Genomic DNA, 25,921 nt, shown 5'->3' with positions numbered 1-25,921 from the left:
GGGAAGCTTTATGAGCAAGTTTAATCCATCACGGCGCCGGTTTATTACCGGCGCGGTGGTCGCGGGCGTTTCAGTCTATCTGGCCCCGCTCTACAGCCGCGCATACGCCGCTTTATTCGAAGAGAAAATTCTTCTCGCACCCAACTGGGACCCTGAAAAAAAACGCATCCGTTTCAGAATCGATGGCCGTTCTAAAGTCATGGGGCATAAGGTCTTTGCCCGTGATATTCGCGCCGTAGACATGCCGCACTGGCCGCAGAAACAGGCCCACGCCTTTATTATCCGCACCAGCAAAGCCGATCGCCTGTTCGCGGGCATCGACCTCTCTTCGCTGGGCGACGATCTGCAGCCGGACCGCGTTGTCACCGCGGAAGATCTGGCGCGCGATGGCCTTGCTTTCCCGGCGTTTTATGGCGATGACATGCTGCTGCCGTCGGGCAAAACGCCAGCCTATCTGGGCCAGGCCGTAGCGATCCTCATTTACCATGATTTTGCCCGCTTCCGCTTTGCCAAAGACAAGATCAAATTCAAAGAAGGCGTTGTGAAATACGGTGCAGAAACAGGCCCTTTGGAGCGTGACCCGTGGGGCACCTTCCGCTTTGTGCGCGTGGGCGGCGCAACCTCCCAGGATGACGACCAGTTCTCCAGCCTGAAAGATATGCCGATCTTCCCGGTGGCGATGAAAAAACACCTGCCGGTTTGGCCTGAAGGGCGTGAGGGCGGCAAGCTGGACGAAGAGGGCATGCACTTCGCCGCGACGATCGCCGATGAGCTTAAGAGCCCGCCGGACGACTGGCTGGTGCTCTCCCGTCGCTACACCACGCAGTCCATTGATACCGCAGCGCTGGAGCCGGATAATGCCAACGGCTGGTTCGACGAAGCCACGCAGACGCTGCACCTGGTGGTGCCAACCCAGTCACCGCAGGAAGTAGCGGACGAGCTGCCGCGTATGCTGGCAAAACGTATCCCGCCGGTGAAACAGCTGATCCTGCACCCTTGCTATACCGTGGGCTATGGCTCGAAAGATCACTACAACTTCCCTTATTACGGCGCAGTCGCGGCGATGTACGGCGACGGCAATCCCGTGCGCCTGGCGAACGACCGCTACGAGCAGTTCCAGACCTCCATCAAGCGTCATGCGTTTGATATGGATTACACCATCGGGGTGAATAAAAGCACCGGCATGATGCAGTCCTTCTACGGCTCGATGATCGCCAACGGCGGCGGGCGCAGCAACTTTACGCCATCCGTAGCGATGGTGGGGGCGACCGCCGCACAGTCCATTTATTACTTCCCGAAAAGCGATCTCTCTGCGGTTGGCATCGCTTCACGCGCGATTGACGCCGGTTCGGCACGAGGCTACGGCACGCTGCAAAGTATGGCCGCCACCGAGATGATGGTGGACGAAATTGCCGCCGAACTGAAGCTCGATCCGATCGAGTTCCGCATGCGTAACGCGCTGAAGTCCGGAATGAAAAATACCCAGGGGGCAATCCCTGCGGGTGCGATTCGCGTTGATGAAGTGCTGGCGAAAGCGGCTAAACATGAAATCTGGATCGATCGCGCAAAGCGTAAAGCGGAATTCGAAAGCAAAAACCCTGGCAAGCTTTACGGCGTGGGCTTCGGCTGCGTACAGAAAGACTTCGGTACCGGCGCGGAAACCTCCTTTGCCCGCGTAGAGTTCAGCGAAGAGGGGCGCATCACCCTGTACCACAGCGGCGCGGAAATGGGCACAGGCATGTCCACCTCCCAGTCCGTGCTTTGCGCGCAGTGGCTGGGTAAACCTGCCGATCGCTCTCATTTCTCCGTGACCGACTGGTCCATGCTGCCGGTCGTCACCAGCGGCGATCCGTACATCATGTCCCAGGAAGAGCAGGACAAGCTCGCCGCGAATCCGGCCTGGTCACCGTCTTACTGTTCACCGTCAAGCGCGAGCAACTCTGCTTTCTATTTCTCTCACAGTACGCGTGAAGCGGCGCGGCTGGTGTTTGAACATGGGCTTTGGCCTGCGGCGATGGCCATCTGGACCACGGGCATCGGCGGCGGCCAGGCGGCACCGCTGGTCGTGCGTATTGAAGACGCTCGTTGGGTGGAAGGCGGCCTGACCTGCGCGGGGATGGAAATCCTCAGCTTTGAGCGCCTGGCGAAGAAGGCCTACGAGCTGGGCCTGCTAACCGGTGCGGTTGTTCACGTCTTCAACCGCTGGCAGTGGGCGGAAGCAGATTTCACCATCGCTAACCAGAGCCGCCGCCTGCCGGTCGACGCACTTTCCGTGCGTACTGGTAAAGGCGAGTTTGCCGCGATCAATCGTGAACACGTTTACTATCCGCCAACGCAGCGTAACAACGCGTCGGTAACTTATTACAGTGCGGTCGGCACGCTGGTGGAGGTTGCCGTGGGCCGTGCCGACGGCAAAGTCGACGTGCTTAACCACCACTCGATTATGGAGTGCGGCAACCTGATTGTGCCGGAGCTGGTCTCCGGGCAGCTGCAGGGCGGCCTGGCCATGGGGATCGGCCACGCTTTACACGAATATCTCCCGCTATACGAAGACGGGCCGGGTGACGGAACGTGGAACTTCAACCGTTATCACCTGCCGCGCGCAGGCGACGTTGCGGTCTGGCAGCAGACCGGCGACATCATGCCTGCACTTTCGGAAACCGATCCGCCGAAAGGCATGGCTGAGGTCGTCATGATCCCGGTTGTCGCCGCGCTGGTTAACGCCATCGCCGACGCCACCGGCCACCGTTTCCGTGATTTGCCCGTCCGTGCTGAAAATATTCGTGAGGTATTACCATGAGCATCAAAACCAGGCCGCTAACCCTGACCCTGAACAACAAGCAGTACGGCCCGGTGGACGTGCCGGAAGGGCTGATGATGATCGACTTCCTGCACGAATATGTTCACATGACGGGCTCCCGTCTGGGCTGCGGGCAGGGCATCTGCCACGCCTGCGTGGCGATTGTCGATAGCCCAAGCGGCACCAGCGAAGAAGTGCGTACCTGTATCACCGGCGCGCATTTCTTTAACGGTAAAAAAGTACGAACCGTTGAAGGTATCGCGAAAGTTGATGAACAGGGTGAAGTGGTTTTGTCTGCCATCCAGCAGGCATTCCTTGATCACTACAGCTTCCAGTGCGGCTACTGCACGCCAGGCTTTGTGAATGCTGCGACTATCTTTGTTGAACAGCTCAAGCGCCAACCGATCGCCCGCGCAGATCTGGAAGGGGCTATCTCCAAAGCGCTGGAAAATCATATCTGTCGCTGTACAGGCTATGTACGCTACTACGAAGCGGTGCGTGACGTGGTGCTGAAAACGCCGGGGCTGCTGAAGGAGACGGTGAAATGAAAAAGCGTCTCGCGCTAATCGTGCTGGCGATAATTATTATTATCGTCGCGGTGCTCTACTGGCGGGAATACCGCACCTGGGACGGTCCGGTGCAGAAGGTCACCGCCAGCAAAGAGCAAATTGAACGCGGCAAGTATCTGGCTAAAGCAGCGGACTGCGCGGCCTGCCACACGGCATCAGGCGGTGCGCCGTTGGCAGGAGGCTATCCGTTAGCGTCCCCTTACGGCACGATTTTCGGCAGCAACATCACGCCGTCCGCAGACTACGGCATTGGCCGCTGGACGAAAGACGACTTCTACAAAGCGCTGACCGACGGCGTTGCACCGGGCGGACGCCATCTGTTCCCGGCGATGCCTTACACCTCCTATAAGGGCATTTCGCGGCAGGATTCAGATGATATGTACGCGTATCTGATGACGCGCCCAGCGGTGGACGTAGCCATTCCGGATAACGATATGACCTTCCCGTTCAACCAGCGCGTCGCGCTGATTGGCTGGAATATTCTGTTCCACAGTAAAGATCCGCTGCCGGCGATTTCAGAAGGCAACTCCGCCGACTGGCACCGTGGCCGCTATCTGGCGGACGTGCTGGGCCACTGCGGTGAATGCCATACCGAGCGGGGACTGCTGGGCCAGATGAAGCTGGACAAAGCGATGCAGGGCGGGCCGCTGGGCCGCTTTATGGCGCCGGATATCACGCCGAAAGCGATGGCGCAGCGGGGCTGGACGCAGGGCGACGTGAAGCAGTTCCTGGCGACGGGCATTGCGCCACAGGGCAGCGCGTTCAGCGAAATGCATATGGTGGTCGATCTCAGCACGCAGCATCTGACGAAAGAAGATCGGCAGGCGATGGCGACCTACCTGATGGGCGAGAAGCCACCGGCAGCGGCTGCGGCGATGACCGGTGAGGGTAATGATGCAGGTCGCATGACGTATCTGGATCAGTGCGCGGGGTGTCACGCCCGTGAAGGAGAGGGTAAACCGCACGTCGCGGTGCCGATGCTGAACAATGCCACACTGCGCCAGCCGGATGCGAAAAACCTGATTGTGTCAGTAATGGATGGTCTGCCTGCGCAGAACTTCCCGAATGGCGAAAGCATGCAGAGCATGCCGGGCTTTGGCGATCGTCTGAACGACGAGCAGATTGCCCAGCTGGTGAACTATCTGCGGGTGACCTGGGGTGGCTTACCGGGGGATGTCACTGCTGAGCAGGTGAAGGCTTTACGCCCTGAGAAGTAACTGAAACCGGCGGATGACGCTAAGCTTATCCGCCCTACGACTGAAACTGGTGGTTGACGCTTTGCTTATTGTCCCGACAATGAAGCAAACGTAGGGTGGATAAGCGAAGCGTCATCCACCTTATTTTTTTACTGGCAGGCCTTCATTTCAGCATTAGTTAAATCCGCACGAGAACAGTCCAGATCGCGTCCAGATGGGCCTTTCACCGCCTGTTGATCTGCGGGCAGGATTTCACCGTGGGCACGGTTTTTACCCGTCCAGCTTACAGACGCGTTCCCATCCGGCATTACCGCGATAGACAGCACCACGCCCTGACCGCGAGCTTCATAGAAGTTGTCGTTCACTTTCTTCAGCTTCAGCTCTTTGCCGTTCAGATAGACCGGGCCATTCTGGTCGATATGCACATCACCCGGCGCGCCTTTTCCGTTGAACAGCGGCAGCGCCGCGCTGGCTGAAAAAGCCACAAATCCCAGAACCAGCGCCATCGTTTTCAGTTTGCTCATCATTCACTCTCTTATTTTAACTTTCACATTACTCACGCTATGTGAATATATGAAATGGAATATTTGTCCGGCGAGATAATGCGGCTGCCCGGGGCGAGCCACGTTGATATAAATCAAATTGGCGAATGTGTTTTGCGGTAAATATTCTTAATAACTATAGCTGTCCGCAGCGGGGTTTCGAGCGATTTTCTGCGGCTTGCGTTCGAAGGCGCCGCTGGCTTTTGGCGCGCCAGCGGCGTAGGGGATTACTCGGCGGTGACCACTTTAGCGGGCTGCTCCAGGATCATCGTTTGCGTCTGGCTGAGGTTGATATCCGCCGCCCGCAGCATCTTGAGAATTTCATATAGCAGGTCGCTGCGCGCGCCGCCGACCATACGAGGACTGTTCACGTAGCCGGTCACGCTCAGCACGATCCCGTTTGGCCCCAGCTCTTTAAAACTAACGGAAGGCGCCGGGTTTTCCAGAATGGATTCGTGCAGGCCATAGGCTTCGAGGAGTAAATTACGCACCTGCTCCGGGTCGATATCCAGTGGGAAAGTCAGCGTAATGGTGGCGACGCCCTGGGCATTACCCATGGTGGCGTTACGCACGTTCTGCGAGATAAGCTGAGAATTCGGAACGATGACCGTCGACTTATCGCTGAGCTGTATTTCAGTGGCTCGCACGTTAATACGGCGAATATCACCCTCCACGCCGCTGATGCTGACCAGGTCGCCGACCTTAACCGGACGTTCGGTCAGCAGGATCAGGCCGGAAATAAAGTTCTTCACGATCTCCTGCAGGCCAAAACCGATCCCCACCGACAGGGCGCTGACGATCCACGCCAGCTTGTTCCACTCAATGCCGAGCATCGACAGCGTCAGCATGATGATCAGCACGTAGCCAACGTTGGTAAACAGCGTCACCAGCGAGGCCCGCATGCCGCGGTCCATGGTAGTTTTCGGCAGGAAGTCTTTATCCAGCCAGCGGCGCGTGGAGCGCAGAATGTACCAGCCGATCACCAGGAACAGCACGGCATTGACCGCGTGTGCCGGAATGATATTCATCCCCTCGAGGCCTTTACCGCCCCACATATCGGCAATTTTGCTGAGCAGCTCCAGCGGCGTGGTGGCGCCGAGCGTACCGTTGAGCAGGGCGAAGGCGGCGAGCAGCAGCAGGGTTGCTTTGCCCAGGGCGGAACAGAGCGTGGAGGCCAGAGACAGATGGCGATCGTTCACGCTGAGCGTACTTTTTAATATCGTGCCGCTATGGGTGGAGGGGGAAAACAGGCTTTCCGACAAATCGACCACGAAGTGAATAAGCAAATAGAGCACGCTGAGGACGATACCGACCCACAGCAGTTCAAAGGTAATGAACCGCGCCAGCGGGATGTAGCCAATCAGCAGCGCCAGCAGAATCACAAACGCGGTCAGGCTGATGATCAGGTGGATAAGGCCTGCCAGCGTGGAGCGGACTTCGGTTTGCTCGCCGTCGGCACGCATCTTGCGGCGTATACGGTTGACGCGGATTGGCGCGATAATGCAAATCAGCGCGACAAGCAGGGCGGAGAGGCCGTTGCCGAAAAGCGTGGCGGCGATGCTTGCGCTGACCAGCGCGTTCAGCTCCTCAATCGACCCGAAGATAAAGATTGAACCCGCCAGCAGAACCGGGAAGGACGCCAGCGATTTTGCCAGCTGATCCGCCATGCCCGGCAGACGCCAGGAGGGATGACGGTTAGACAGCAGGGCAATACCCACCCCGGCGATCACCGCTGAAACATAAGTCAGCTGAATAAGCTGGTCGGTAAATTCCATCACCATCTGCGAGGTATCCGGCAGGCGGGTGAAGATATAACACAGCAGCTGCATGCTGATACCAAGCGTGAACGTCGTGCTCAGCGTAGTAAAGCAGGCGAGGAAGCTGCGGCGCAATCTTCCCTGCGGCAGCCAGCGCGGCAATACCCAGTTGATGGGCATATCCAGCACCCGGCGGCCAAAAACACCGATGCCCAGCGCCAGCAGCAGGAAGAGACCGGAGCCGAGGCGCCACGCTTCACTCCATGCCTGCTCCCAGGCGCTGCTGACCTGCGCGCCAAAATTAGCAAAACGATCGGCGTCTTTATCGGCTGGATCGATAAGCGGGGACCAGAACTTCGCGCCCAGAATACTGCCGGTATTCAGGGCTATCTGCGTTTTTAGCGCGTCGCGGCGTAGGCCGGAGATTTGCGCAGAAAGATTCTGTGCCCCCACGCCAATCGCCTTCGTCTGTTCTATCTGGGTGGTGAGCAGCGTTTTGCTGTTATTAAGCTGTTTACGCTGGCTGATTACCTGCGGCGTTTCTTTCAGCGTATCCGGCGCGGGTGCGGGACCCAGAACGTCCAGCTGCGCTTTAATCTGCGCCAGCTGGGGAGCCAGCGCCGCGCCCAGCTTATCGGCATCGGCGACGAGCTTCTGCGCGTCATCATTCAGGCTGGAAAATTGCTTATCAATCTTCGCGTTAGAAGCGCGCTGTTTGAGCGCATCCAGCCGTTTTTGTAAGGCCGGCAGCTCGGTGCTGGCGTTGACCTTAACGGGCTGCTCGGTCGTGGCCTGGCCGGTGCTCTCGTCTGCATTCGATAAAAAAGGCGTTAACAGCAAGCAGGAGAGAAGAGCCAGTAAGAGCGGCAACCTGAATATTTTTGGCATGAAAGTACCCGGAAAAAAATCGTAAATGAAACGGCCATTGGCAACCGCTTAAGGATACCTTTTATTTACAAGATGAATAGTTCTGTTTGTCTGACAATGCTGCGGTCGCGGGCGATTTGCGCAGTTTTCAACGCGCCCGGATAGACGCCAGGCGCAGAGGGGAGGTTAAAGGGGAGGTCCAGACAGCAGGAACAGCCCCTTTATTAAACCTGACGCTTAATTTAAGAACTGCAGATTAAGCCCGGCGAAAATCTGCCAGCGCGGCTGTCCATCACCCCTGTCGGCGATGGATCCCTGCGGTTCGATGAAGAAGTTATACACCGTTTTCTGGCTCTTGATGACCTGACCAATACCGAGCCCCAGCGGAACGCTGTAATCATCGTTATGCAGGTTATACAGCCAGATTGGGGCTGAGCGTAAATAAGTGCCGCCGCCTAACTGATAAAAAAGAAACGGCTGGAAGGTGGCCAGATTGACGTTGCTGCGATCGTCCTCCCCGGCAAAGCTATGCTGCCAGGAGGCGAGATAGCCGTACTGAAATTTTGGATTGCTGGCGTTGAAAAGGACGTTAACCAGACCTGCGGACCATTTTCCTGAACCAACAGCGTCCTCAGAAGCCGTAGGTGCCGTAATCTGTGGGCCAAAGCCGAAACTCACAGCGGGATTGCCGGTATCAATAAGCCAGGAGGCAAACAGGTTAAGATCGCCAACCCCAGTCGTATGCCCACCGGTTGGAGGGGAAGGATAGGTATTGACGGGCAAAGAGGCACGTAACAGCCAGTCGCTGTCTCCTAATGAGAAAGGGGAGGCATAGCGAAACCAGAACTGATTGGCGTCCTTATCAGTACCGCTGACGTCACCGATGTAGTAGTTCTGCATGTTAAATGCGGTCATGTTAGCCAGCGGGTTATTGGCCTGCGCAGCATCTGGGCTGCCTCCGGCTGACCAAGCGTTGCTCGCGAAGATCGCCAGGGCGCTAAAGCAAATTGCTTTTTTCATACTATTCCAGTAGTCCATGGGAAATACTTGAATATTAGCTAAACTTTCAGAAAACGGTGATCTTGCGGTTGTTTTAACTTAAATTTTGGTGATGGTTTGGGGGGGAATGTGAAAGGGCTCTAAAGTTTTTCTCTCCGTGCGTTATCAATATCACTTTACAGGATTGTGTAGCGTGGGGTGGATCTTACCCAGCTAAAGTGAACATGGTACTAAGTCAGGATCTGGTTTCAAGCTGTTCAGGGCCGGGTTCGCCGTCACTGAGCCCTATGCAGCGCATTGCTGAACAGCATTTTCGTGTAGCCATCAAAAAGCACAAAGTGTTACCGACTGACGACTCGGTGCAAAAGTTATTTATCCGGTGTTCAAGGATGCTTCATAGAAATGGCCGAAACAGGCGGCTGGCGATGGGGCGTTTTATTATCGAGTTCGGTGACCGCCTGAGCGATCACCTTTAATACGGTGGCTAGTACACAGAATTATTTACATGGTTGAATACTAAAGCAATTCCACCCCATCTGAGGATAGCCTTTGGTCTATTCGTCATTCTAAGTAGTCCTCCAAATCATCTCACCTTTTTAAAGATAAGAAGAATGAGAGGTACACAGATCACAAAACCGTAAATCGCCGCATCAAAAACACTATTCGTAGCTTGAGCAAGTGAATCAACAGCTTGGTAGTACTCTTTTAGTGGAACAGGGTTTGAAACGAGGGGCTGATTTTCAGAGAAAACCGCGAATGCTTGTGAGGCAACAAATAACCCGAAGAAATAGCCCAGGGTGACAATGCCAATTCCTCCCCATCGGAGAATAGTTTTGGTTCTACTCGTCAATGTCATAGGATCCCTCTAATACACCGCCAAAAGTACCGCTGGAATACTGTGATAATGAATCACCAGTAGCGGCGGCTCCCGCTGCAATGTGCTGAATATTACCTCTTGGCGACTCTTGGTAGCGCGGCAAGTTGTCCTTATTGGGATACACTTTTTTAAACTTACCCGTCATTTCAATAACTGTCATTGATGAGAAGTCAGAACTTTTTGATTCAAGATAACGCTGCAATGAGACGGGGATTGTGAAATCTGCTTCGGATTCGATAGGAATCTGCGTCGTGGTCGATTTGTAGTTGTGTTCGAATACCCTTGAACCAGCAAACTTGATCCCTTCAACAGAGTGAGTGGTACAGTTATTCCCTGTTACGTCGTACTCATCGATTGTGTGGCCTCTTCGCTTGGTTGTTTCTTTCATCTCCGATGTTTGAATCGCTGGTTCACTCTTGTTCCAAAGGTCTTCAAAGAATTGTCTCGTTTTCATCAGATCAGCATCATCTATACGGAATACTCTTGCGCCCATCCGGTATAGTTCGGCTCTATAGTAAACTCTCGCATCTTCACCTTGCAGAAAGTTTAAAATCCCATCACCAGTTAAATTTCCTGGGCCTGTCCTGCCGTAACGACCATAGGTATAGAGATAAATCGAATTTTCCTGATGTACGGAAACGAAAGCGTGTCCTGCGTCGGTGGTTTCAGTCCAGATGTAAACGCCGTTCGAGAGCTGGTTATCTTCTGGCTTGCAGGTGTCAGCAAAGTTTTTTTGCTTCTTCGCTGCTTGGGCGTGTTGTTCTGGCTCTTGTATTGGTTCAGATACTGCTTTCGTTGCTACGGGTGTGGATGCTGCTCTAACAGGTGCTTGATAAGGGCCGTGAGACATAAAAGTATGAGTGGGGATGAAAAAAGCCTTACACGGACAGGTAGAGCGGCTGTAGAGCGTGATGGCGGCAAACTTCCCATGAATCTCTTCACCAAGATATCCACCATCCACGCTGTAGGTGCCAGGATGTTTGCCACAGGATACCTGGCAGCCTACTGTTGCTTGTCTGTTTTTATTCGGGCCAATCAACTTCCCTTTCGGGTGTCCGGTCAGTACAGACCCTCCGCAAGTAGTTTTATCGCCCTGGACTACCCAAAAACCTTTAGACATCCTTATTATCCTTATTTTGCTTAAAAGTCCATGCGGAAAGTGTAGGCTTTTGGCGCTGGCGAGTAAATGAGCAAATGTAACAAAATCAAAGTGTAATTATGGGTGAATGTTAGTTAAGTAGCGTTAAAGAACGAGGGGCGCTTGCACCCCCTTGACCTGCTCCCCGTTGATTAGTACGCCCCGATGTAAGTAAAGTCTTCATAAGCCACATGAGGACATCCCCATGAAGACGCGATAACCGGAAGGGCGGGCTTGCGCCAGTAACAAACTTCCCCTAAGCTGGCAAAAAGTAAGCTAATTTGTACCAAATGACTCGGGGTGCCCTTCTTTGTGAAGGCTGAGAAATACCCGTACCACCTGATCTGGATAATGCCAGCGTAGTTATCCAAGATTAGTCCTAACTATCATGAAGTTACATTTCTTTTTGTCCGTGTGTAATGCACCTAAGGTACAAAAGAGCGTAATCATGAGGTACAAAACCCTACCATACACGTTTCAACGAAACGGTAACTACTATCTACAGATCCGGCTTTCAAATGGCAGGATGTACAAAAAATCACTTCTCACTGATAGCTATCGGGAAGCCTGCATTTTGATGATTAGTATCGCTCCACACGTCCCTTTTGTTAAATCTTTAGCTACCTCAATCCCAATGTTTGATAAGTTTGTGTCAAACCTGATCACGTCTGAACGCAAGGCTGTGATAAACCCACTTTTACCCCAACAGCAAATCATTGTCCCTGCTGAAATAGTGGAATCTCAACCGCCAGCCGAAACGGTAAAAGTGCTAACACTTTCTGATGCGTGGGGTATGTACAAAGATGAAAAGGGGCGTAACTGGACAAAATCGATCTCAATGGCAAATGAGCGTTACATGGAAGTTTTGATAACTGTCTTGGGAGGGAAAACGGATGTCACGGCGATCACAAAGCAGGACATTAAACAGGTGATGGAAGTCGTTGAAAATCTTCCTAAGCGTGTTGTTCAGCCTTACCGCTCAATGTCTATTCAGCAATTGATAGATTGTGATGACGTGCCACCGGAAGAGTTAGTAGGAGCCGAAGCTATCCATAAACATCTTAAAATCTACAAATCGCTTTTCAAGACCTTTCTTACAGAAAACAAAGATATTCTGATGAAATCCCCAACTGATGGGGTAGTGGCAGCACCATCTAAAGCAAGGTTTGGAGCATACAGTTCGGCAGAGATGAATAAGTTTGTAAAGTGGGCACTTAAGCAGCCAGATTGCTGGCAGAAGTGGATAACATTGCTGTTGGCATACACAGTAGCCAGAAGGGGAGAAATTGCCAAACTGGAAAAATCACAAATCAAATATGATGAGGATAGCCAGCGGTATTATTTCCTGATTGCAGAAGGAGGGCAGGGGAAAACAGAAAACGCCACCCGGCAGGTGGTAATCCACCCTAAGCTCATCGAATGGGGGTTTATGGATTATATAGATCGCCAATGGAAAGAGCGGATTTTTTCAGAGGTGGCTGGTACAAATATGACAAAAATTGGCAAAGAATTTGCGGATATTCGTGATCAGCTTGGCATTCCTTACTTAGACGACTTTGGACAGCGGAGGCTTCTGCATAGTATTCGTCACTCTGTTTGCTCTGCTGCAATGGCTGGATGGGTTAAGAACATTTTGCATCTTCAACAAACGGTAGGGCATGAGAAGAGCGGTGGGATAACTAAACGCTACTTGCATACGTTTCCGCTAACATCGGTTAGCTATGTGATCGATGGAATTTGTTGGAATTAAATTTGATAACTTCTGAAATTTTTAACATAATAAATTGATTTGATGCTAATTTATATTCCACATGAACAATTATCATGTGGAATATAAGGAGAAAAATAATTTTGAGACTGTATTTAAAATTGCGTAACTGCCTGTTTTTGATATGTTCACTCCAGTAACTTAGAATTTCTGGAGTGAAGAAGGCACCAGTAGCACCGATCCCATCGCCTTTGTAGTTATTGAAGATTAATTCTTTATCATTTTGAGTAAGTTGTTTATCTGAGTAGACTAGATTCATCACCAGTCTGTGTAATCCTAATTGCTTTTTTGTGATTATTGCCATAAAAAATATCCGCATACGTTAATATGCAGGTATTTAGAAATGAAGAAACTAATTGATACATTATGTCCGTCTAAAATAAAACTTAATGTGAGGATCGCCAGAGAAAAATCTCTGATATTGATTTCTATAACTCATAATGTTAGTAAATGAGCTATTAATTGAATTAGTAAGAATCTCAAGCAACATATCTTTGTCATATTCTTCTGATGAGTACTGATTAAAAGTCAATGCCTCAAACATTGATGATGTACCAACAGCTCGGATTTTTAATGTCCTCACGCAGTCGCAAATACTATCAGCATTATGTAAAACAGCATTGAAATGGAAGAGCATCATTTTATAATCAATAAGTTTATCAATTTTAAAAGTAACACCCCTCCGTCTTAAAGAATTATAGTTTCTTTCAACCGCACTACGTTTTTCCTTCAATAACTCAATTTCTTTCTTAAACTCATCGACATTCCGACTTAACGAGTCCCAATCATTCTTAGCATCTTCTTTTTCGATAGAGCTGAAGAATGAAACCCCGGACAATGCAAAAAAGCCCAAGTGTATTTCAGGGATTGTTTCCTCAAGTAGCTTTAAAGAAAACTTTGTTGCCTCATCATTGAGAACTTGTCCAAACCAATTCCTAGCAAAAATCAAACCCGTGATGGCACATATTGACATTACTACATCTGAGATCCCGGATAACCAATCGGTTACAGAACTACTATTATCCGAAGTATAGTATAAAACTAATATTAACAATGCAAGAAGCAAGATATAATAACTATTATGTCTAACACTTCTACATTCAATGGATAATTTAGAAATCTTACCTCTGATAGATAATAAATCACTCTTTATCAATTGTCCAAAACGCATCTAATGCCCCATGAAAGATTTTTTATGATTCACCAATCAAGATTATCAATACTTTCCATATCTCATCAAGTGGAATGATGGGGAGTACTACACCATACAAGGCCAGTACTGGCACAATGACGTAGTTCCATTGAATGATGAACGTCAGTACCCACCCTAAGCTCTGTCGCCATGTGAAGCCCTTACGAGTTTCTTCAAATATGATCTAATTGTGCTTAATTTTATGATAGATATCGAAAGGATTCGGACAGCACCTAACAACAAACATCTTTTCTACACCCCCTTCCGCTATATCAGTTCAGAATGTTATCTGTACTGGTAAGCATTTCTTTCTTCACACGAAATACTGTAGCCCTGCCACAATCGCACAACTTTGCGATCTCGTCCGGTGTGTTCTTCCCAGCCTGTAACATATCGATAATCTTGCTATGTAGCTGTTTGTTCTTTTGCTTGCCCTTGTACTTCCGGGCTTGTTTAGCAAGGGCAATACCCTCCTGGCGGCGTAATGCAATCATACTCCTCTCGAATTCCGCTACTGCTCCCATCATAGTTAGGATCAGGCGAGATTGCGGGGACTTGTCAAAGCTCATTGAGTTAGCAAGGAACTGAACAGTGATCCCACGTTCAACGAGGTTATCAATCATTTCCAGTAAATCACGGGTATTACGTGCAAGATGATCAATCGAGTGAGTAACGAGCGTGTCACCTTCGCGGAGGTGCGAAAGCAGGTTCAACAATTCAGGTCTTTCGCTGGTGGACTTCCCTGATTCCTTCTCAGTAACAATTTTGTCACAAACTGGTTCTAGTACTGCCAACTGGCGATCCAGATTCTGGTTCCGATCGGAAACACGAGCATACCCAAAAATCATTTCCCTGCCCTCACTTGTTGGTAAGTATCATTTGAATTGACTTAATGATACGGTATCATTTAAGACCGTTCAACATCTAAATGATACTAAACAAGACGAGAAAAGTGAGTATCGTTAGGGAGTACTCAAAAGAGATTGGTTTTAAGCTCCTTGAAGTATAAAATCTGTAGAATATACTCTACATTTTTCAGTATAGGCTGATTTAAAGAAGGCTGCATTCTGGGATATGCAATACGAATAGGTAAATGTACTGATGAAAAAAAACGAAAACGAAAACGAAAACGAAAACGAAAATATTTTCCATCTAAATGTCGGAGTTGGAATAATTGGGTCAAAAGTAGTATCCGTTTCTAAAAATAATGATGAGACTGAAGTAAAGATCAGATTGACAGGAACAGCAAGAAATCCAGTAATTCCATGCATGACTGTTTTTTGTGAAGATGAGTTAACAAAAACTATTATGGAAAGCATAGCGGCAGAAGAAAAGATCCCTTTAAAGATACATCTAACAGGTTCTTGGAAAAATTTACCTCGGCTTAATTTTGGCTTAAATTTACTAATGAATCTTGATTCATCGCATCAAAAACATGTTTTCTTATGTGTAGTGGATGGTGACATTGAATACTCAGCAATAGAAAGTAGTATCAACAATGCTTTTGATGGAAATCATAAACCAGATTATCTCCCCCGGGTAATTTCAGACATGAAAGATAGCATTGTATCCTTTAAAATCCCTGCTGTAGACATTGCATCTTTTGGAATCCCCACGTTAGAAAGCATTAGTGGAACCCCTGAGTACTACCATAAAAAATTAATAGAAACAGTTAATGAAGACCTGTTGCTTTCAATAGAACCCCATAAATCAGAAATCGAAAAGTATCAAAAAATACTTTGCTTGGAAAATTTAAATGAGGATGTCAGAATAGGATGTGAAATAAACCTTTCTCACGAAGAAAGTTATATCAAAGAAGTACTAAGAATAATTGATGTTTCATGTTCCATTGTACCAAATCTATCAAAATCAGGAAAAACTTTAAACTACCATAATTATTATGAAGAGTTAAGTGAAAAATTAAAAGTTGGAAATAGTTTCATGTACTACCCTGTATACAATACATATTATGCTATTATGAAAATTATAAGTTCTTATCGTCATAAAGAATGGGTTGAATATACATCTCCGGTTAGAGATAAACTTAAAGAGAAATGGGAGTTACATAAAAAAATAGCAATCATAAAACCATATTAAATTCTCACCGTAAAAAATAACAAGTTATTTGTATAGTTCAACTATACCAACAGGATCTAACCATAACCTTTTTGTTGCAAGTGGTTTAGTAAAATGCCGACAATCATGTTGAAAAAAACGGCATTTTATTAGAGATAAGAAAACTTTTCTGATGAACGAAATTTTAAGCCAGGCGAAAAAAACAGACTGTATTTTTATCTGAGTAAAAGATTCCTTTAACTTTTTAGTCAAAAAATGGGATGCCTGGGATTTGATTTTTTGTGAACTAAAGGGGCAGTACCTTAGCCACATTCTTAAACGCGAAGGCTGTAAAGAAGATTAAGATAGAAATGCATAGATTACCTATTTGCAATAAAATCAGTCAAGATTGCTATTCCGAGGTTTCTTATGGGTAAAATTTCCGAACGTTTGAGACATGCAAGAATTAGTGAGGGGCATTGCGTAATTTGCGGTTCTTATGGTCAGTTGAGTAAGGATCATGTACCACCTCGTTGTGCAACAACCATTCAACCCATGTTTCAAAAAACAGTATCTGAACATTATTCCTCTGACGAAATTAAACCTATAAATGCCCATGCCGGAGCGACATTCAAAACTATATGCAAGAATTGTAATGGCAAAATACTTGGAAGTTTGGATCAAGAAATCAAGGTTCCCATCGAGAACTATATAAATCTAATTAGGCAATATTTAGCTGGTGTTCATTTCTACGGAAATATTATATCGACATCTTTCAATGCAATACCTTTCTTGCGTGCAATGGTGGGCCATCTTCTCGCAGCAACATCTGTTGAAGTATGCAAAAAAAATATTATCGATAGTGAATTCTACACACCATTAAGAAATTTTGTCTTAGGAAAAAATAATAAAATAGAAGATACTCATGATTTCCATTATTGGTTTTATCCTAACAAGACACAGATAACTGCTCAACTAACTTCGTTTTTTAACGATGGTCATTTATGCCACTGTAGTTGTATGCATTTCTTTCCTATAGCTTTTTTAATTACATTTAAAGATGAAGGGACATACCCTGCACATGCATCAAAATTAAAAATTGATGACAAAAAGTTATATTTCAATATGACTCAAGGAAATTTGGACTATGTAGCATTTCCCTTCACACCATTGAAAGGGAATCAAATGATGTTGATGACAGACACGTTCACTTCAGCAAGTTACCCTCAAAATAAGCTCCCTATATAGAAAAATCCGTACTAAAAGTAGTATTCGTTCTAAAAAAGCATAAAGCACAAGTGAAATGTTTGTGCTTTATATCAAATTTTGAAATTAAATATCAGGAAGAATCTTTTTTATTTCCAACTCGGCAGAATAGTACCATCGGCCACTTTCATATGCCTTAACTGATAATACTGTATTTTTTAATTTACTTACAGCATTTTGCTTCCACTGAGGCGACCAGTAGGAACAATGGAGTTGCTCAACAGCATGATAAAAATAGTCTTTAATATTAGAACAAAACAGAAAATTCATACCTACTATTTTTTGCTCAAGCTCATACGACTCAAAAACATAATCTGCATTTGCATTCCAATATTTTAGTATTCGTATTAATGGCTTTATTAAAAAATGGTTATTTCTATTTTTGTCTGTTAGTTTACTATTGAAATCATTTGGGTCAGTACTTATCCATGTTTCAAAGTTATTTGCTGGTGCCGGAATTTGATATCCGTAAAGCACATTATACACAGCCGGAACTAATTCAAATGTAATATGGTTGAGGTTTAACCTTATTGTTGGGTGGCTTTGTTTCCGTTCAGATGCAGAGTAATAACGCTCAACGAAATACTTCAACCGATTTAGATATGTTTGTGGTTGATGGCCTGTATTATTAAACACAACCATATAATCAACATCAGATTTTTGATCGTATTTTCTTGGTAGCATTGTATATCGAGTGTTAGAACCAAATGTGAAATGATTTATCACAGCAGAACTATCAAAATAATATCCAAGCCTATTTTTAAGCGTATTGATGGATGTTGTGATACTACTATCTTTCAAAATGGCATTCTTCGCTACGGAATCTAAATATGATTGAACGCTCATTCCTTTCCCTTGTCGATAGAATATTGAGTATAACCATTATTGACATCTGACTGAGTTTTTTCATAAGCCCATCTTGGTATGGTAGGCGAGCTTATGTTTAACTGATTTCTACGATCAGAAAAAACCTTTACTTTTTCTTTAAGATCCTTATCTGGAAAAGCAATTTCAATCAATTCAATCTCCCGAAAAAGACGTACATCATTTTTAAGATTATTATATTCCCCTGCCGCTGACTTATGATGCCCTGCTCGTTTACTTGGATTTAACGCGGTATTTATAGCAGTTAAACATGTAAGTAAGAAGGATATTACTATTGTAATGGTAGTCATATCTTTCAGAGCACTCAAACCTGCTATAGCAGACAAAATAGCTATAGGTATCCCAATGAATAAATTGCATTTTTCCCAAGGTGAGGATGCATTATAATGAGATTTTGAAGAATAAAGAGCATCTTCCTCAATGCGTAAACATTCTTCTTTGATTTTTTCAATAAGTTGATTACTCATATCATACCCATATACCGATTTATTCAGAAGAGGCAACAGCTCCTAAAGGAAACTGCTGCATCGTGACTACCAGCGAAGTTCTGATGTAGGCAAGAAAGTAACTGCAACTACCATATCTGCCATGTTATAGCGGATTTGCATTGTGATTGGAATATGGAAATCTTCAACAGTAAATCGCTCAATTCTGCCGATTTCCTGCTTCATAATCACTCTCGGCGGAATACTGTTTTCTGGTTCGCCAAAGTTTTCATGCACCCAATGGCGAGACATATTCTTTTGTAGCGGCGTAGGCAACTCATTGGGGAATATCCAATCGTTTAAAGTATCATGTTGGATGCTTAATGTAATTTCCTTAAGTATACGACCATCACGTTTAAATGCTAAAAACACGCCCTCTTTCGCCATATCAAGGCTAATTGTTGGTGAACCTGACGCTCCTTTAGGATCGCTTTTATAGGTTATCAATCCAGAATCAACCAAATCTTTATAACTCTTACCTATATTACGGATCAATGCTTCAACATTTACTGTCATTAGTATAATCCTTGCTCTGTATTCAGCTTGTGCATCTTGGCTCTGGCGGATTCAAGTTGTTCTTCAGTAATCCCATACTCTTTAAGAGCGGGTTTTATTGCATCAAAATTCCGATCCAGGGCACTTCTCAAATTCTTCGCATCCCTTGCAATTTGGTCTGGTTTATTACGTCCACCATAAGTTTGACTAATTTTTTGATGAACTTCTTTCGGTACAACAATTGCAGCTACCCGATCTTCCATTTTACTAATCAGTTTTTGATCAAGCCCAGGATACTCATCCATTAAGAGTTGTTCAACTGCGGCTCTTGAAGGCATATGGTCAGCCTCATACTTGCCCTGCCGTGAACGCCCTTTAAAATCACTATAAAGTTCTACTTCCAGCAGTTCTACCGGGGGCTTACTGAGATAGATGTAGATCGGCGGGTGTACATTTCCCGGAAACACCAGAATGTAATCCCGAAAATCCTTCTCTTCCGGTACTGGCGTAGTGGTAATAGTCACGCCCTGAATATCGGGATGTTCAAGCCCCGGAATCGTTACAGTACCCGCCTGTGAGCTGTTATTGCCTGTATCCCAGCTATCTTGTGATCCCGGAGTGCTCGCTGGTGTCCACGTGATCAGCGGTTTATCGCTCCGCTCGTCGCCCCAAAATTCATAGCTACCATCTGTTTGCTTATCCAGCATACGGACACGAACCTGATCACGCCCACTTTCAGTACTGGTATGATAGCCAACGGCTTTTAATCGCCCGGTTTCATCGTCAGTGATCCAGTTGTAGCGTACTCGGGTTGGTACGGTTCCCTTACTGTGTGCGACTTCCAGTAACTTTTCAGGGTTAGAAGATCGCTCTTTTCACCCTTGAGTTTTGATTGAACAATCGCCCCCATAACAACAAACGGCAAATTCATTGCAAGCGAGCCGCTCCAGGCTTCCGGGCCTGAAAGGTGCTTCATGGTATGCGTCAGGGCTTTGGCTGCGTCCTGATTCGCTTTTGCTGTAGCCCCTCCCGCTGTTGCTGCCATTCCGGCTTCAGCTGATCCTCCCATAACAACCGGAGGCGGGGGAAGTGGCATTGCTTCAGCTTCACCAAAGAAGAAACCCGTCACTTTATCAAATAGTGATTTTTTCTTCGGTGGTTCTGGCGGTGGTGAAGTTTTCTTCTTCGCGGCCTGTGCGTGCTGTTCTGGCTCAGAGGCTGGCTGCGATGGTCTGGACTGATAGAAACTCATTTCGCCAATGTTGGCTTGTGGCTCATCTGCCGTTCCTGCGTCAGTATTGCCAGTACCGCGAAGTACTGATTTAGCAAACACCGGAACGGCTGATACAGCAGCTTTACTCTCTGATAAAGATGATGAAGGGGCTATATTTGCTGATGTAGCAAATGTTTTCCTTTCTGGTGAAGAATGTCCCGTATAACCAGATATTGCTATGACATAGTTATCTTTGCAATTACAAAGGACTTGATCGCCGTCACCGACCAAAAAATCACCATCGGTATATCCTGAATAAGTTGCATTGATTTCAAAGGAATTTTTACATACATCACACCATGCTTTATCACCATTAACCACAAGGGGATCACGGCCATCAGAAATAGTTGACGATGCACTAACAATATGACCTTTCGTTGTTTTGTTACCTAATTTGGCAATCTGCCTTTGTCTTCCCATAACAAAATCCCTTTAATTCAGTGTACTTTTGAGGACGCAACACCATCGGGCGACGAAACAACCCATTCACTACCCGAATACGTCATAACACTTACATGAGTACTGGCGGTCAATAGCGGCTTATCGGTGACACTAGCCTGTGATATTGCTTTTCTTGCCATTATTTCAATATCATCTTTCGACATTTCATTCAGGTGCTGAATGTCCTGACAGTAATCGTTAAAATGTACTTTCCAGTACTCGTCTATCGATTCAAAGAAATCTTCCGCAAAACTTAAAATCGCGGGGTTCGTGTTCTGGTCAATCGAATCACTGACAGGGAATCCAACAGGAAAGTACACTGTACGGTATATCCCGGTGGTTTTGATCAAACGTCTGAAATCATCACCTGTAAAGCCAAAAATCAGCATCACCCAGTACTTTGATTGCTCCGCCTTTCTTTCAAGCATCATCTGCGTAACGTTGAAATCATTAAACGGGTAAACAACCCATGCGTCCCCATCTCGTTGATTAAGAACAAGGCTGCTAACAGTCGCATCAAGCCTTGAGGTATAGAGAGCGAGGCCATCCGGTACTTCACCATGTCCCCCGACCCATTGCGGTTCGAGCCACGGTGTGCCGTTAGCCATTTTAGAAACGCGAGCTACGCCCCACAAGGGAAGCATTGAGTATATTGGTTCTCACCAGGAGAGCAAAAATAGAGTTCCTGATTCATAACGTCCTGTACTTACACTATTTTTGGGTGATGGTTATTGTCCCACTATTTGTAATGGCGTGTATAGTCTTTGAACAGTAAAAATACATTTCAATTTTCGTAAAAAACTAAAAGAATATTTTTTTCAAAGACATAAACAAAAAAAGGCCGCTTTCGCGACCTTATGCCAGTACAAACACTCATTGAGAACGATCAAGTACCATATACGCTGGCTGGCACATACTGCCCCGCTCCTGTAGCCAGTAGTAATCAAGATCGGCTACACGCACATTCAGCCCCGAATCCACGCGGTTGATCTGTAACCGTAGCCCTACAGTGTCCTTGTACAATAAACCAGATTTAACATTGTACTTGTACTTGACCCCGCTTTCTTCTTCAAATGACTTGAGATAAGGGGTGATTTGTTTCTGAATTTGTTTTAAGCAAACAATTTCGTTATTAAATGCAAATGGTTTCTCTATTTCCGTCAGGTACTGCCGCGATAGAAGACACTGAAGAAAATAATAACAGCACTGCAATTGAATATTTTTTCACTTGTATTTCCTTATTGAAGGTTAGTACTTAATACTTCACCAGTATCAGCGTTGTATGTGCAGGAGTATTGTACGTTTTTAAATGCACCGAAACCGTTTTGAGCTTGTGCACGATGTCCATAAAGAGTAACTAATTTTCTGTTTTTATCGTACCAACTTAGGGATGAAAACTTTGGTTCAAGCATTCCATCAGTCCATTTAAATTCGTACTTAGCTGAATCCTCGACAGCTTTCGCACACATATAATCCCCACGTTCATGTTTCGAGATATAGCACTCGGGATTATCAAGACGAAGGCATTCAGCCTCTTCTTGTTTTGCTTTTTGTTCCTTCTCTGCCGCAAGTAATGTCTCATGAGCAGCTTTTTCTGCCGCTTTAACTTTTTGGTCAGCTAAGAATTTTGCGTAATCGGTAGGGTTTGTAATGTCATTTTCTCGGGCGGCAGCAAACTCTTTACCGTCTTTAAAACCGAGCTTTTGTGCTCTGGCTTCATTACTTGACGAGCTGGCAGAACTTGCCACGAAAGCAAGTACAATAATCAGTAACGGAACTGTATAATTATTAACAAATTTATAGGGTAAGTACTTTGATCTCAGAGTTCCAAACGCCAGTACAGCCCAGCTTATCGCGATAAGACCAGCCCCAAGCTGGCAAATCCCGGCAACGGAAAGCATGAGTACCGACCAGAAGCCAGTACCAGCGGCAAAGAAGTCTCCAAACTTTTCCAGTGCTGCCAGACAAAGGAATACCGCCCAAATTCCATATCCTCCCAATAGTGCGATTTTCTTCACTGTGTTGTATCTCCTGTTTAGTGTTTAAGGCTGAATAACATGGGCTTAAAAGCAAGTGGTTGTAGGTGAGAGAATATCATGCACACTAAAAATGATCGATTTAATCGATTAATAACAAGTAATTGATCGCTATAATCTATCAATATCTATTGATTCCAGTAAAATCAATAGGTAAAAACGATCAGAGGTTAGTTAGTATTTCGGAAAGCTTAGGGAAATGGGCTGGGTTTGCCGCTTAAACACTCTCATAGAGCCGCTAGGGCAGTTTTGTAGCTTATGACTAAGGAAAGTCTGCTTCTAGATAAACCGCGTTCAGGAGCTTCCTGTGCGTTTTGTCGGAAACACCATCATAGAAAGGGAATGATTGGATCGGGTTTCGCTTCGCTCCGTGCAGTACAGAAAGGGCTTGTGAGTACAGGAAATTCAATAATGTACTGAAAAAATAATTAGTTATGTACTTCCGAAGAGAACAAAAACGCGATTTGGTTAGCTCTGCAAGTGACCGAAGGGAATGCAGCAGTAGAACCGAATTCAGCGAACAGTGCTCGCTTGCGGGTACTGCTTGATTTCTTTATATATAACAATTAGATAGATGAGGAGTCCTCACTGCGTGAGCACTCTCATTAACTACCTGAAACAGTTCGCTCGCTTCGCAGCTCCTTATTTCAGATAGTTAACTCGCTTTCGCTCTTGATGATTGATGTCCATTTTTCTACTAACTATATATTATTAGGGGTTATTTTTGGACATCCCATTGCTTTTCATGTTGGTGTTTTGGACTGAAAGTGAGGCTTTTTCTTTTTTTGTACTGCCTTGTCATATCGGCTCCACATAGCGGCCTTATCTTCTGTACTTAGATCGTAATTAGTATCAATACTCATGAACATACGGAACGAGGCCATTTCAAGCCCCGGATTAGCAGCTTTCCAGCGATTGAATCGCCTCGATTTTGTATCACTCAATGCAGGGAGTTTATTGGCGTTTTTAGCCCCTTCTGGTCTTCCAGGTACGCCCTGTGTTACATCATCAAGTACACTAGGTATATGCTCTACATTGGTACTTAACGATTCTGCCTGATACTTATCAAATACATAGACAATCTGTTGCTCTGTACTGTTATACACCCTTGATACCCCTCTCAGAGCAAACTGGTGCAAGTTTTCGTACTCTCTCGCCAGATGAATATCTTCCCCGGTAATACCCAACAATAATTCACACAATTTAGCTTCTGTTTCATCAGGCCGCATACACGCAAGCCAGACGCAGATATTCAACTTTTTATAATCATTTAACCCTCTTGCATCAGGGCTTATTTTTGTTCCATTCTGAAGTCTATGAGTATCTTTCTCATTATTTGCCCAGTAAAATTTCTTCCCATCAAGCTCTGCATCGAGGTAATCATATATACATTTAACTTTTTCATGATTATTATCCTTCCAACCTTTTGACAGTTTTTTATTTTCAGAAAAATAATACACTTTAAGACGATCCTTTAATTGAATCTGTCTTGTTGATAATCCATCAAGTTCTGTTTCTTCAAATAAAGAAATATTGGCCTTATAGATCAAAGAGTTTTCAAAATTAGCCCCCATAAATGTCATCGGTAAACCTATGTATTTTTTAAGGTCTTTCCAACCGAGGATATTTAACTGTACTTTATCAGGTTTTTTAAAATAATCATTATTCATAATGAAAATATCATTTTCACTAATTACTGATAACTCCTGTGCTACCTTGTATAAAATGTCACCTTTAACGTCTTTCTTTTTAGCCGTTAAGTACTTTTCCGTACCTTCATCAACAATTTCATGATCCTTTATAAGAGCATGATAAATTAAATCTTTAATGCACTGATTTCCGTCATTAATACACTTATATGAATGGAAGTTAGTCACATCGTCAAGCCATATTTGCCATCCTTGTAGAAGATCTACAGGTATTTTAAAAAAGTCTTGTCACTAATAATTAATGCTCTTGATGTTGGTTTTTTAAAAAAATCAAGGACTGACGCTAATACATTCTTTCTACTGTTTTTCACCTCAGTGATTATAAGTTCGTAATCAGAAAGGTTTTTAGCTGTTTGCTTAGCAAGTTTTTGTGTATTCTGTACGATTATAAACTGATCTGTGCTTCCTTTTATTTTTAGTGCTTTATTGATCATCTCACATAATTTAGTTGTTTTTCCTGAACCGCATGGAGCAGAAATATATTTAAATCTATTATAAGCTGGAGTGGAATTAGTCATTAATTATCGCTGTGTAGTAGTTAATTTCATTAGGCCGACTATACTCTTATTTGTAGTGTCAGCCATTTATTTGTCAAAACCTAAATTTGCTATATGTGCTGTGTTTTTTTATTTTTTGATACCATTCACTATATTCTGGTATTTTATTATCTCTTAGCTTTTGTATGTACATTTTAGGCAAATTCACTTTTAATACATTACATATTCGGGGCGGGGGTATATCGCTGCATATAATGTTTTCATATTGGTAAAAAGTTAATGAAATATTTTCTGTGATGGGTTGCTTTCTTACTGATTTATTAAGTTTTTTTCTATTCGTCCGTATTCTATTTGTCCATAATCTATTTTTTCTCATTTTTATTCTCCTTTGCCTGCTTTTTCCTGAGATATGTTTCCGTGGATTCTGCATGAACAATATTTGTCTCTGGTGTCAGTTTGTTGGAGTACATCATTGATTCATATTCTTCTTCTAATTCTTTTTGATAGGATAAGACTTCATCTTCATAATAATATTTCATTTGATTTGTATTTCTTCTCGCCAAAGTGATTGATTTGAGATTTTAGTATAGGTTATAAAAAAATCTCATTTCATATAAAAATTATCAGCCTATTAGTGGCTTTATAGTTTTTATTTTCATGAGGTAATTACGTAATGATATGAAATAGAAAAAAATAAAAAATGTATTTATATCTTCTAATGCTATTCAATAGTACTTATGGCGATAATTATACTTCATTTATCCGTATATATTATCTGAAAATGTGTTATGTGAATGGTAGAAAAAGGATGTAATTTTTTGCTTTTCTGTGGGGTACAAAATGAGGTACAAGGTGGGGTACAGCGTGAAGAAGCGATATTCGTAAGATCAATCTTGTGCCAACAAATGACTTCGCATAAGCTACTAATTGCTAAAGAAATGTAATCTACATGACTCGGGGTGCCCTTCTTTGTGAAGGCTGAGAAATACCCGTACCACCTGATCTGGATAATGCCAGCGTAGGGAAGTCAGATACCTGTCCGGTATCCCTTCTTGACGCCGGGCAGGAGCCTGC

23 protein-coding genes, 2 pseudogenes and 2 riboswitches are annotated in these 25,921 nt (G+C 45.3%); of the genes and pseudogenes, 7 read left to right on the top strand and 18 right to left on the bottom strand.

What is annotated here, in order from left to right:
- Positions 1–10: 10 nt before the first annotated feature.
- Genes ACA108_14820 through ACA108_14810 form a run of 3 tightly spaced genes read left to right on the top strand, consistent with a single transcriptional unit; the run spans position 11 to position 4,586 of the window.
- A complete protein-coding gene (locus ACA108_14820) occupies positions 11–2,800 on the top strand; it encodes a xanthine dehydrogenase family protein molybdopterin-binding subunit (protein XEX94644.1) in 2,790 nt (929 codons plus the stop codon).
- Positions 2,797–3,348 carry a (2Fe-2S)-binding protein gene (locus tag ACA108_14815; protein ID XEX94643.1) on the top strand — a complete coding sequence of 184 codons (552 nt, stop codon included), beginning with the start codon at positions 2,797–2,799 and terminating at the stop codon, positions 3,346–3,348. Before ACA108_14820 ends, ACA108_14815 begins: the two co-directional genes overlap by 4 nt.
- Positions 3,345–4,586: a c-type cytochrome gene (locus tag ACA108_14810; GenBank protein XEX94642.1), complete on the top strand. Its 1,242-nt coding sequence runs from the start codon at positions 3,345–3,347 to the stop codon at positions 4,584–4,586. Before ACA108_14815 ends, ACA108_14810 begins: the two co-directional genes overlap by 4 nt.
- 128 nt (positions 4,587–4,714) lie before the next feature.
- Here ACA108_14810 and ACA108_14805 read toward each other — a convergent pair whose 3' ends face one another.
- From ACA108_14805 to ACA108_14795, 3 genes are all read right to left on the bottom strand, one after another.
- Positions 4,715–5,092, bottom strand: coding sequence for a hypothetical protein (locus tag ACA108_14805; GenBank protein XEX94641.1), 378 nt, complete (start codon positions 5,090–5,092; stop codon positions 4,715–4,717).
- Between the two features lie 242 nt (positions 5,093–5,334).
- The gene (locus tag ACA108_14800) at positions 5,335–7,752 is read right to left on the bottom strand and encodes a DUF3772 domain-containing protein (protein XEX94640.1); all 2,418 of its coding nucleotides are present in this window, start codon (positions 7,750–7,752) and stop codon (positions 5,335–5,337) included.
- 216 nt (positions 7,753–7,968) lie between these two features.
- On the bottom strand, positions 7,969–8,751 hold the full coding sequence (locus tag ACA108_14795) for a hypothetical protein (protein ID XEX94639.1): 783 nt from the start codon (positions 8,749–8,751) through the stop codon (positions 7,969–7,971).
- A 293-nt stretch (positions 8,752–9,044) separates the two neighbouring features.
- Here ACA108_14795 and ACA108_14790 point away from each other — a divergent pair.
- Positions 9,045–9,206 (top strand): annotated as a pseudogene (locus tag ACA108_14790) (IS256 family transposase).
- A 107-nt stretch (positions 9,207–9,313) separates the two neighbouring features.
- Here ACA108_14790 and ACA108_14785 read toward each other — a convergent pair.
- The gene (locus tag ACA108_14785) at positions 9,314–9,586 is read right to left on the bottom strand and encodes a hypothetical protein (protein XEX94638.1); all 273 of its coding nucleotides are present in this window, start codon (positions 9,584–9,586) and stop codon (positions 9,314–9,316) included.
- The gene (locus ACA108_14780; protein ID XEX94637.1) at positions 9,570–10,727 is read right to left on the bottom strand and encodes a PAAR domain-containing protein; all 1,158 of its coding nucleotides are present in this window, start codon (positions 10,725–10,727) and stop codon (positions 9,570–9,572) included. The genes ACA108_14785 and ACA108_14780 overlap by 17 nt, the downstream gene beginning before the upstream one ends.
- Positions 10,728–11,031: 304 nt before the next feature.
- Positions 11,032–11,126: riboswitch (TPP riboswitch) on the top strand.
- Between the two features lie 67 nt (positions 11,127–11,193).
- Here ACA108_14780 and ACA108_14775 point away from each other — a divergent pair.
- Complete coding sequence (locus tag ACA108_14775) at positions 11,194–12,495, top strand: tyrosine-type recombinase/integrase (protein ID XEX94636.1); 1,302 nt, start codon at positions 11,194–11,196, stop codon at positions 12,493–12,495.
- A gap of 382 nt (positions 12,496–12,877) precedes the next feature.
- Here ACA108_14775 and ACA108_14770 read toward each other — a convergent pair whose 3' ends face one another.
- Positions 12,878–13,684 carry a hypothetical protein gene (locus tag ACA108_14770; protein XEX94635.1) on the bottom strand — a complete coding sequence of 269 codons (807 nt, stop codon included), beginning with the start codon at positions 13,682–13,684 and terminating at the stop codon, positions 12,878–12,880.
- Between the two features lie 293 nt (positions 13,685–13,977).
- Positions 13,978–14,553: a recombinase family protein gene (locus ACA108_14765; GenBank protein XEX94634.1), complete on the bottom strand. Its 576-nt coding sequence runs from the start codon at positions 14,551–14,553 to the stop codon at positions 13,978–13,980.
- A gap of 253 nt (positions 14,554–14,806) precedes the next feature.
- Here ACA108_14765 and ACA108_14760 point away from each other — a divergent pair, with 253 nt between their 5' ends.
- Entirely contained in the window at positions 14,807–15,802 is a 996-nt protein-coding gene (locus ACA108_14760; protein XEX94633.1) for a hypothetical protein, read from the top strand.
- Between the two features lie 387 nt (positions 15,803–16,189).
- A complete protein-coding gene (locus tag ACA108_14755) occupies positions 16,190–17,008 on the top strand; it encodes a chaperonin (protein ID XEX94632.1) in 819 nt (272 codons plus the stop codon).
- An 84-nt stretch (positions 17,009–17,092) separates the two neighbouring features.
- On the opposite strand, the gene ACA108_14750 is transcribed toward ACA108_14755, so the two are convergent.
- From ACA108_14750 to ACA108_14700, 11 genes and pseudogenes are all read right to left on the bottom strand, one after another.
- Positions 17,093–17,872, bottom strand: a complete 780-nt coding sequence (locus tag ACA108_14750) for a nucleotidyltransferase (protein ID XEX94631.1) — start codon at positions 17,870–17,872, stop codon at positions 17,093–17,095.
- Positions 17,869–18,378: an SLATT domain-containing protein gene (locus ACA108_14745; GenBank protein ID XEX94630.1), complete on the bottom strand. Its 510-nt coding sequence runs from the start codon at positions 18,376–18,378 to the stop codon at positions 17,869–17,871. The genes ACA108_14750 and ACA108_14745 overlap by 4 nt, the downstream gene beginning before the upstream one ends.
- Positions 18,379–18,444: 66 nt before the next feature.
- Positions 18,445–18,912, bottom strand: a complete 468-nt coding sequence (locus ACA108_14740) for a DUF6392 family protein (GenBank protein XEX94629.1) — start codon at positions 18,910–18,912, stop codon at positions 18,445–18,447.
- Entirely contained in the window at positions 18,912–19,682 is a 771-nt protein-coding gene (locus tag ACA108_14735; GenBank protein ID XEX98123.1) for an S-type pyocin domain-containing protein, read from the bottom strand. The genes ACA108_14740 and ACA108_14735 overlap by 1 nt, the downstream gene beginning before the upstream one ends.
- Positions 19,655–20,584: a PAAR domain-containing protein gene (locus ACA108_14730; GenBank protein ID XEX94628.1), complete on the bottom strand. Its 930-nt coding sequence runs from the start codon at positions 20,582–20,584 to the stop codon at positions 19,655–19,657. Before ACA108_14730 ends, ACA108_14735 begins: the two co-directional genes overlap by 28 nt.
- A gap of 17 nt (positions 20,585–20,601) precedes the next feature.
- Positions 20,602–21,213 carry a hypothetical protein gene (locus ACA108_14725; protein ID XEX94627.1) on the bottom strand — a complete coding sequence of 204 codons (612 nt, stop codon included), beginning with the start codon at positions 21,211–21,213 and terminating at the stop codon, positions 20,602–20,604.
- Positions 21,214–21,478: 265 nt separating this feature from the next.
- Positions 21,479–21,833: pseudogene (locus ACA108_14720) on the bottom strand (hypothetical protein).
- 10 nt (positions 21,834–21,843) lie between these two features.
- Positions 21,844–22,623 carry a hypothetical protein gene (locus tag ACA108_14715; protein XEX94626.1) on the bottom strand — a complete coding sequence of 260 codons (780 nt, stop codon included), beginning with the start codon at positions 22,621–22,623 and terminating at the stop codon, positions 21,844–21,846.
- Positions 22,624–23,384: 761 nt separating this feature from the next.
- Complete coding sequence (locus ACA108_14710; protein XEX94625.1) at positions 23,385–24,518, bottom strand: hypothetical protein; 1,134 nt, start codon at positions 24,516–24,518, stop codon at positions 23,385–23,387.
- A 35-nt stretch (positions 24,519–24,553) separates the two neighbouring features.
- Complete coding sequence (locus ACA108_14705; GenBank protein XEX94624.1) at positions 24,554–24,868, bottom strand: DEAD/DEAH box helicase family protein; 315 nt, start codon at positions 24,866–24,868, stop codon at positions 24,554–24,556.
- A 341-nt stretch (positions 24,869–25,209) separates the two neighbouring features.
- Positions 25,210–25,386 (bottom strand): hypothetical protein, encoded by a 177-nt coding sequence (locus tag ACA108_14700; GenBank protein XEX94623.1) that lies wholly within the window; start codon positions 25,384–25,386, stop codon positions 25,210–25,212.
- A 406-nt stretch (positions 25,387–25,792) separates the two neighbouring features.
- A riboswitch (TPP riboswitch) is annotated at positions 25,793–25,889 on the top strand.
- Positions 25,890–25,921: the final 32 nt, after the last annotated feature.

The organism is Dryocola sp. LX212 (assembly GCA_041504365.1).
Taxonomy (GTDB): Bacteria; Pseudomonadota; Gammaproteobacteria; order Enterobacterales; family Enterobacteriaceae; genus Dryocola.
Note: the sequence above shows the minus strand (reverse complement) of the source record. Positions and strands in the feature narration are given on the sequence as shown.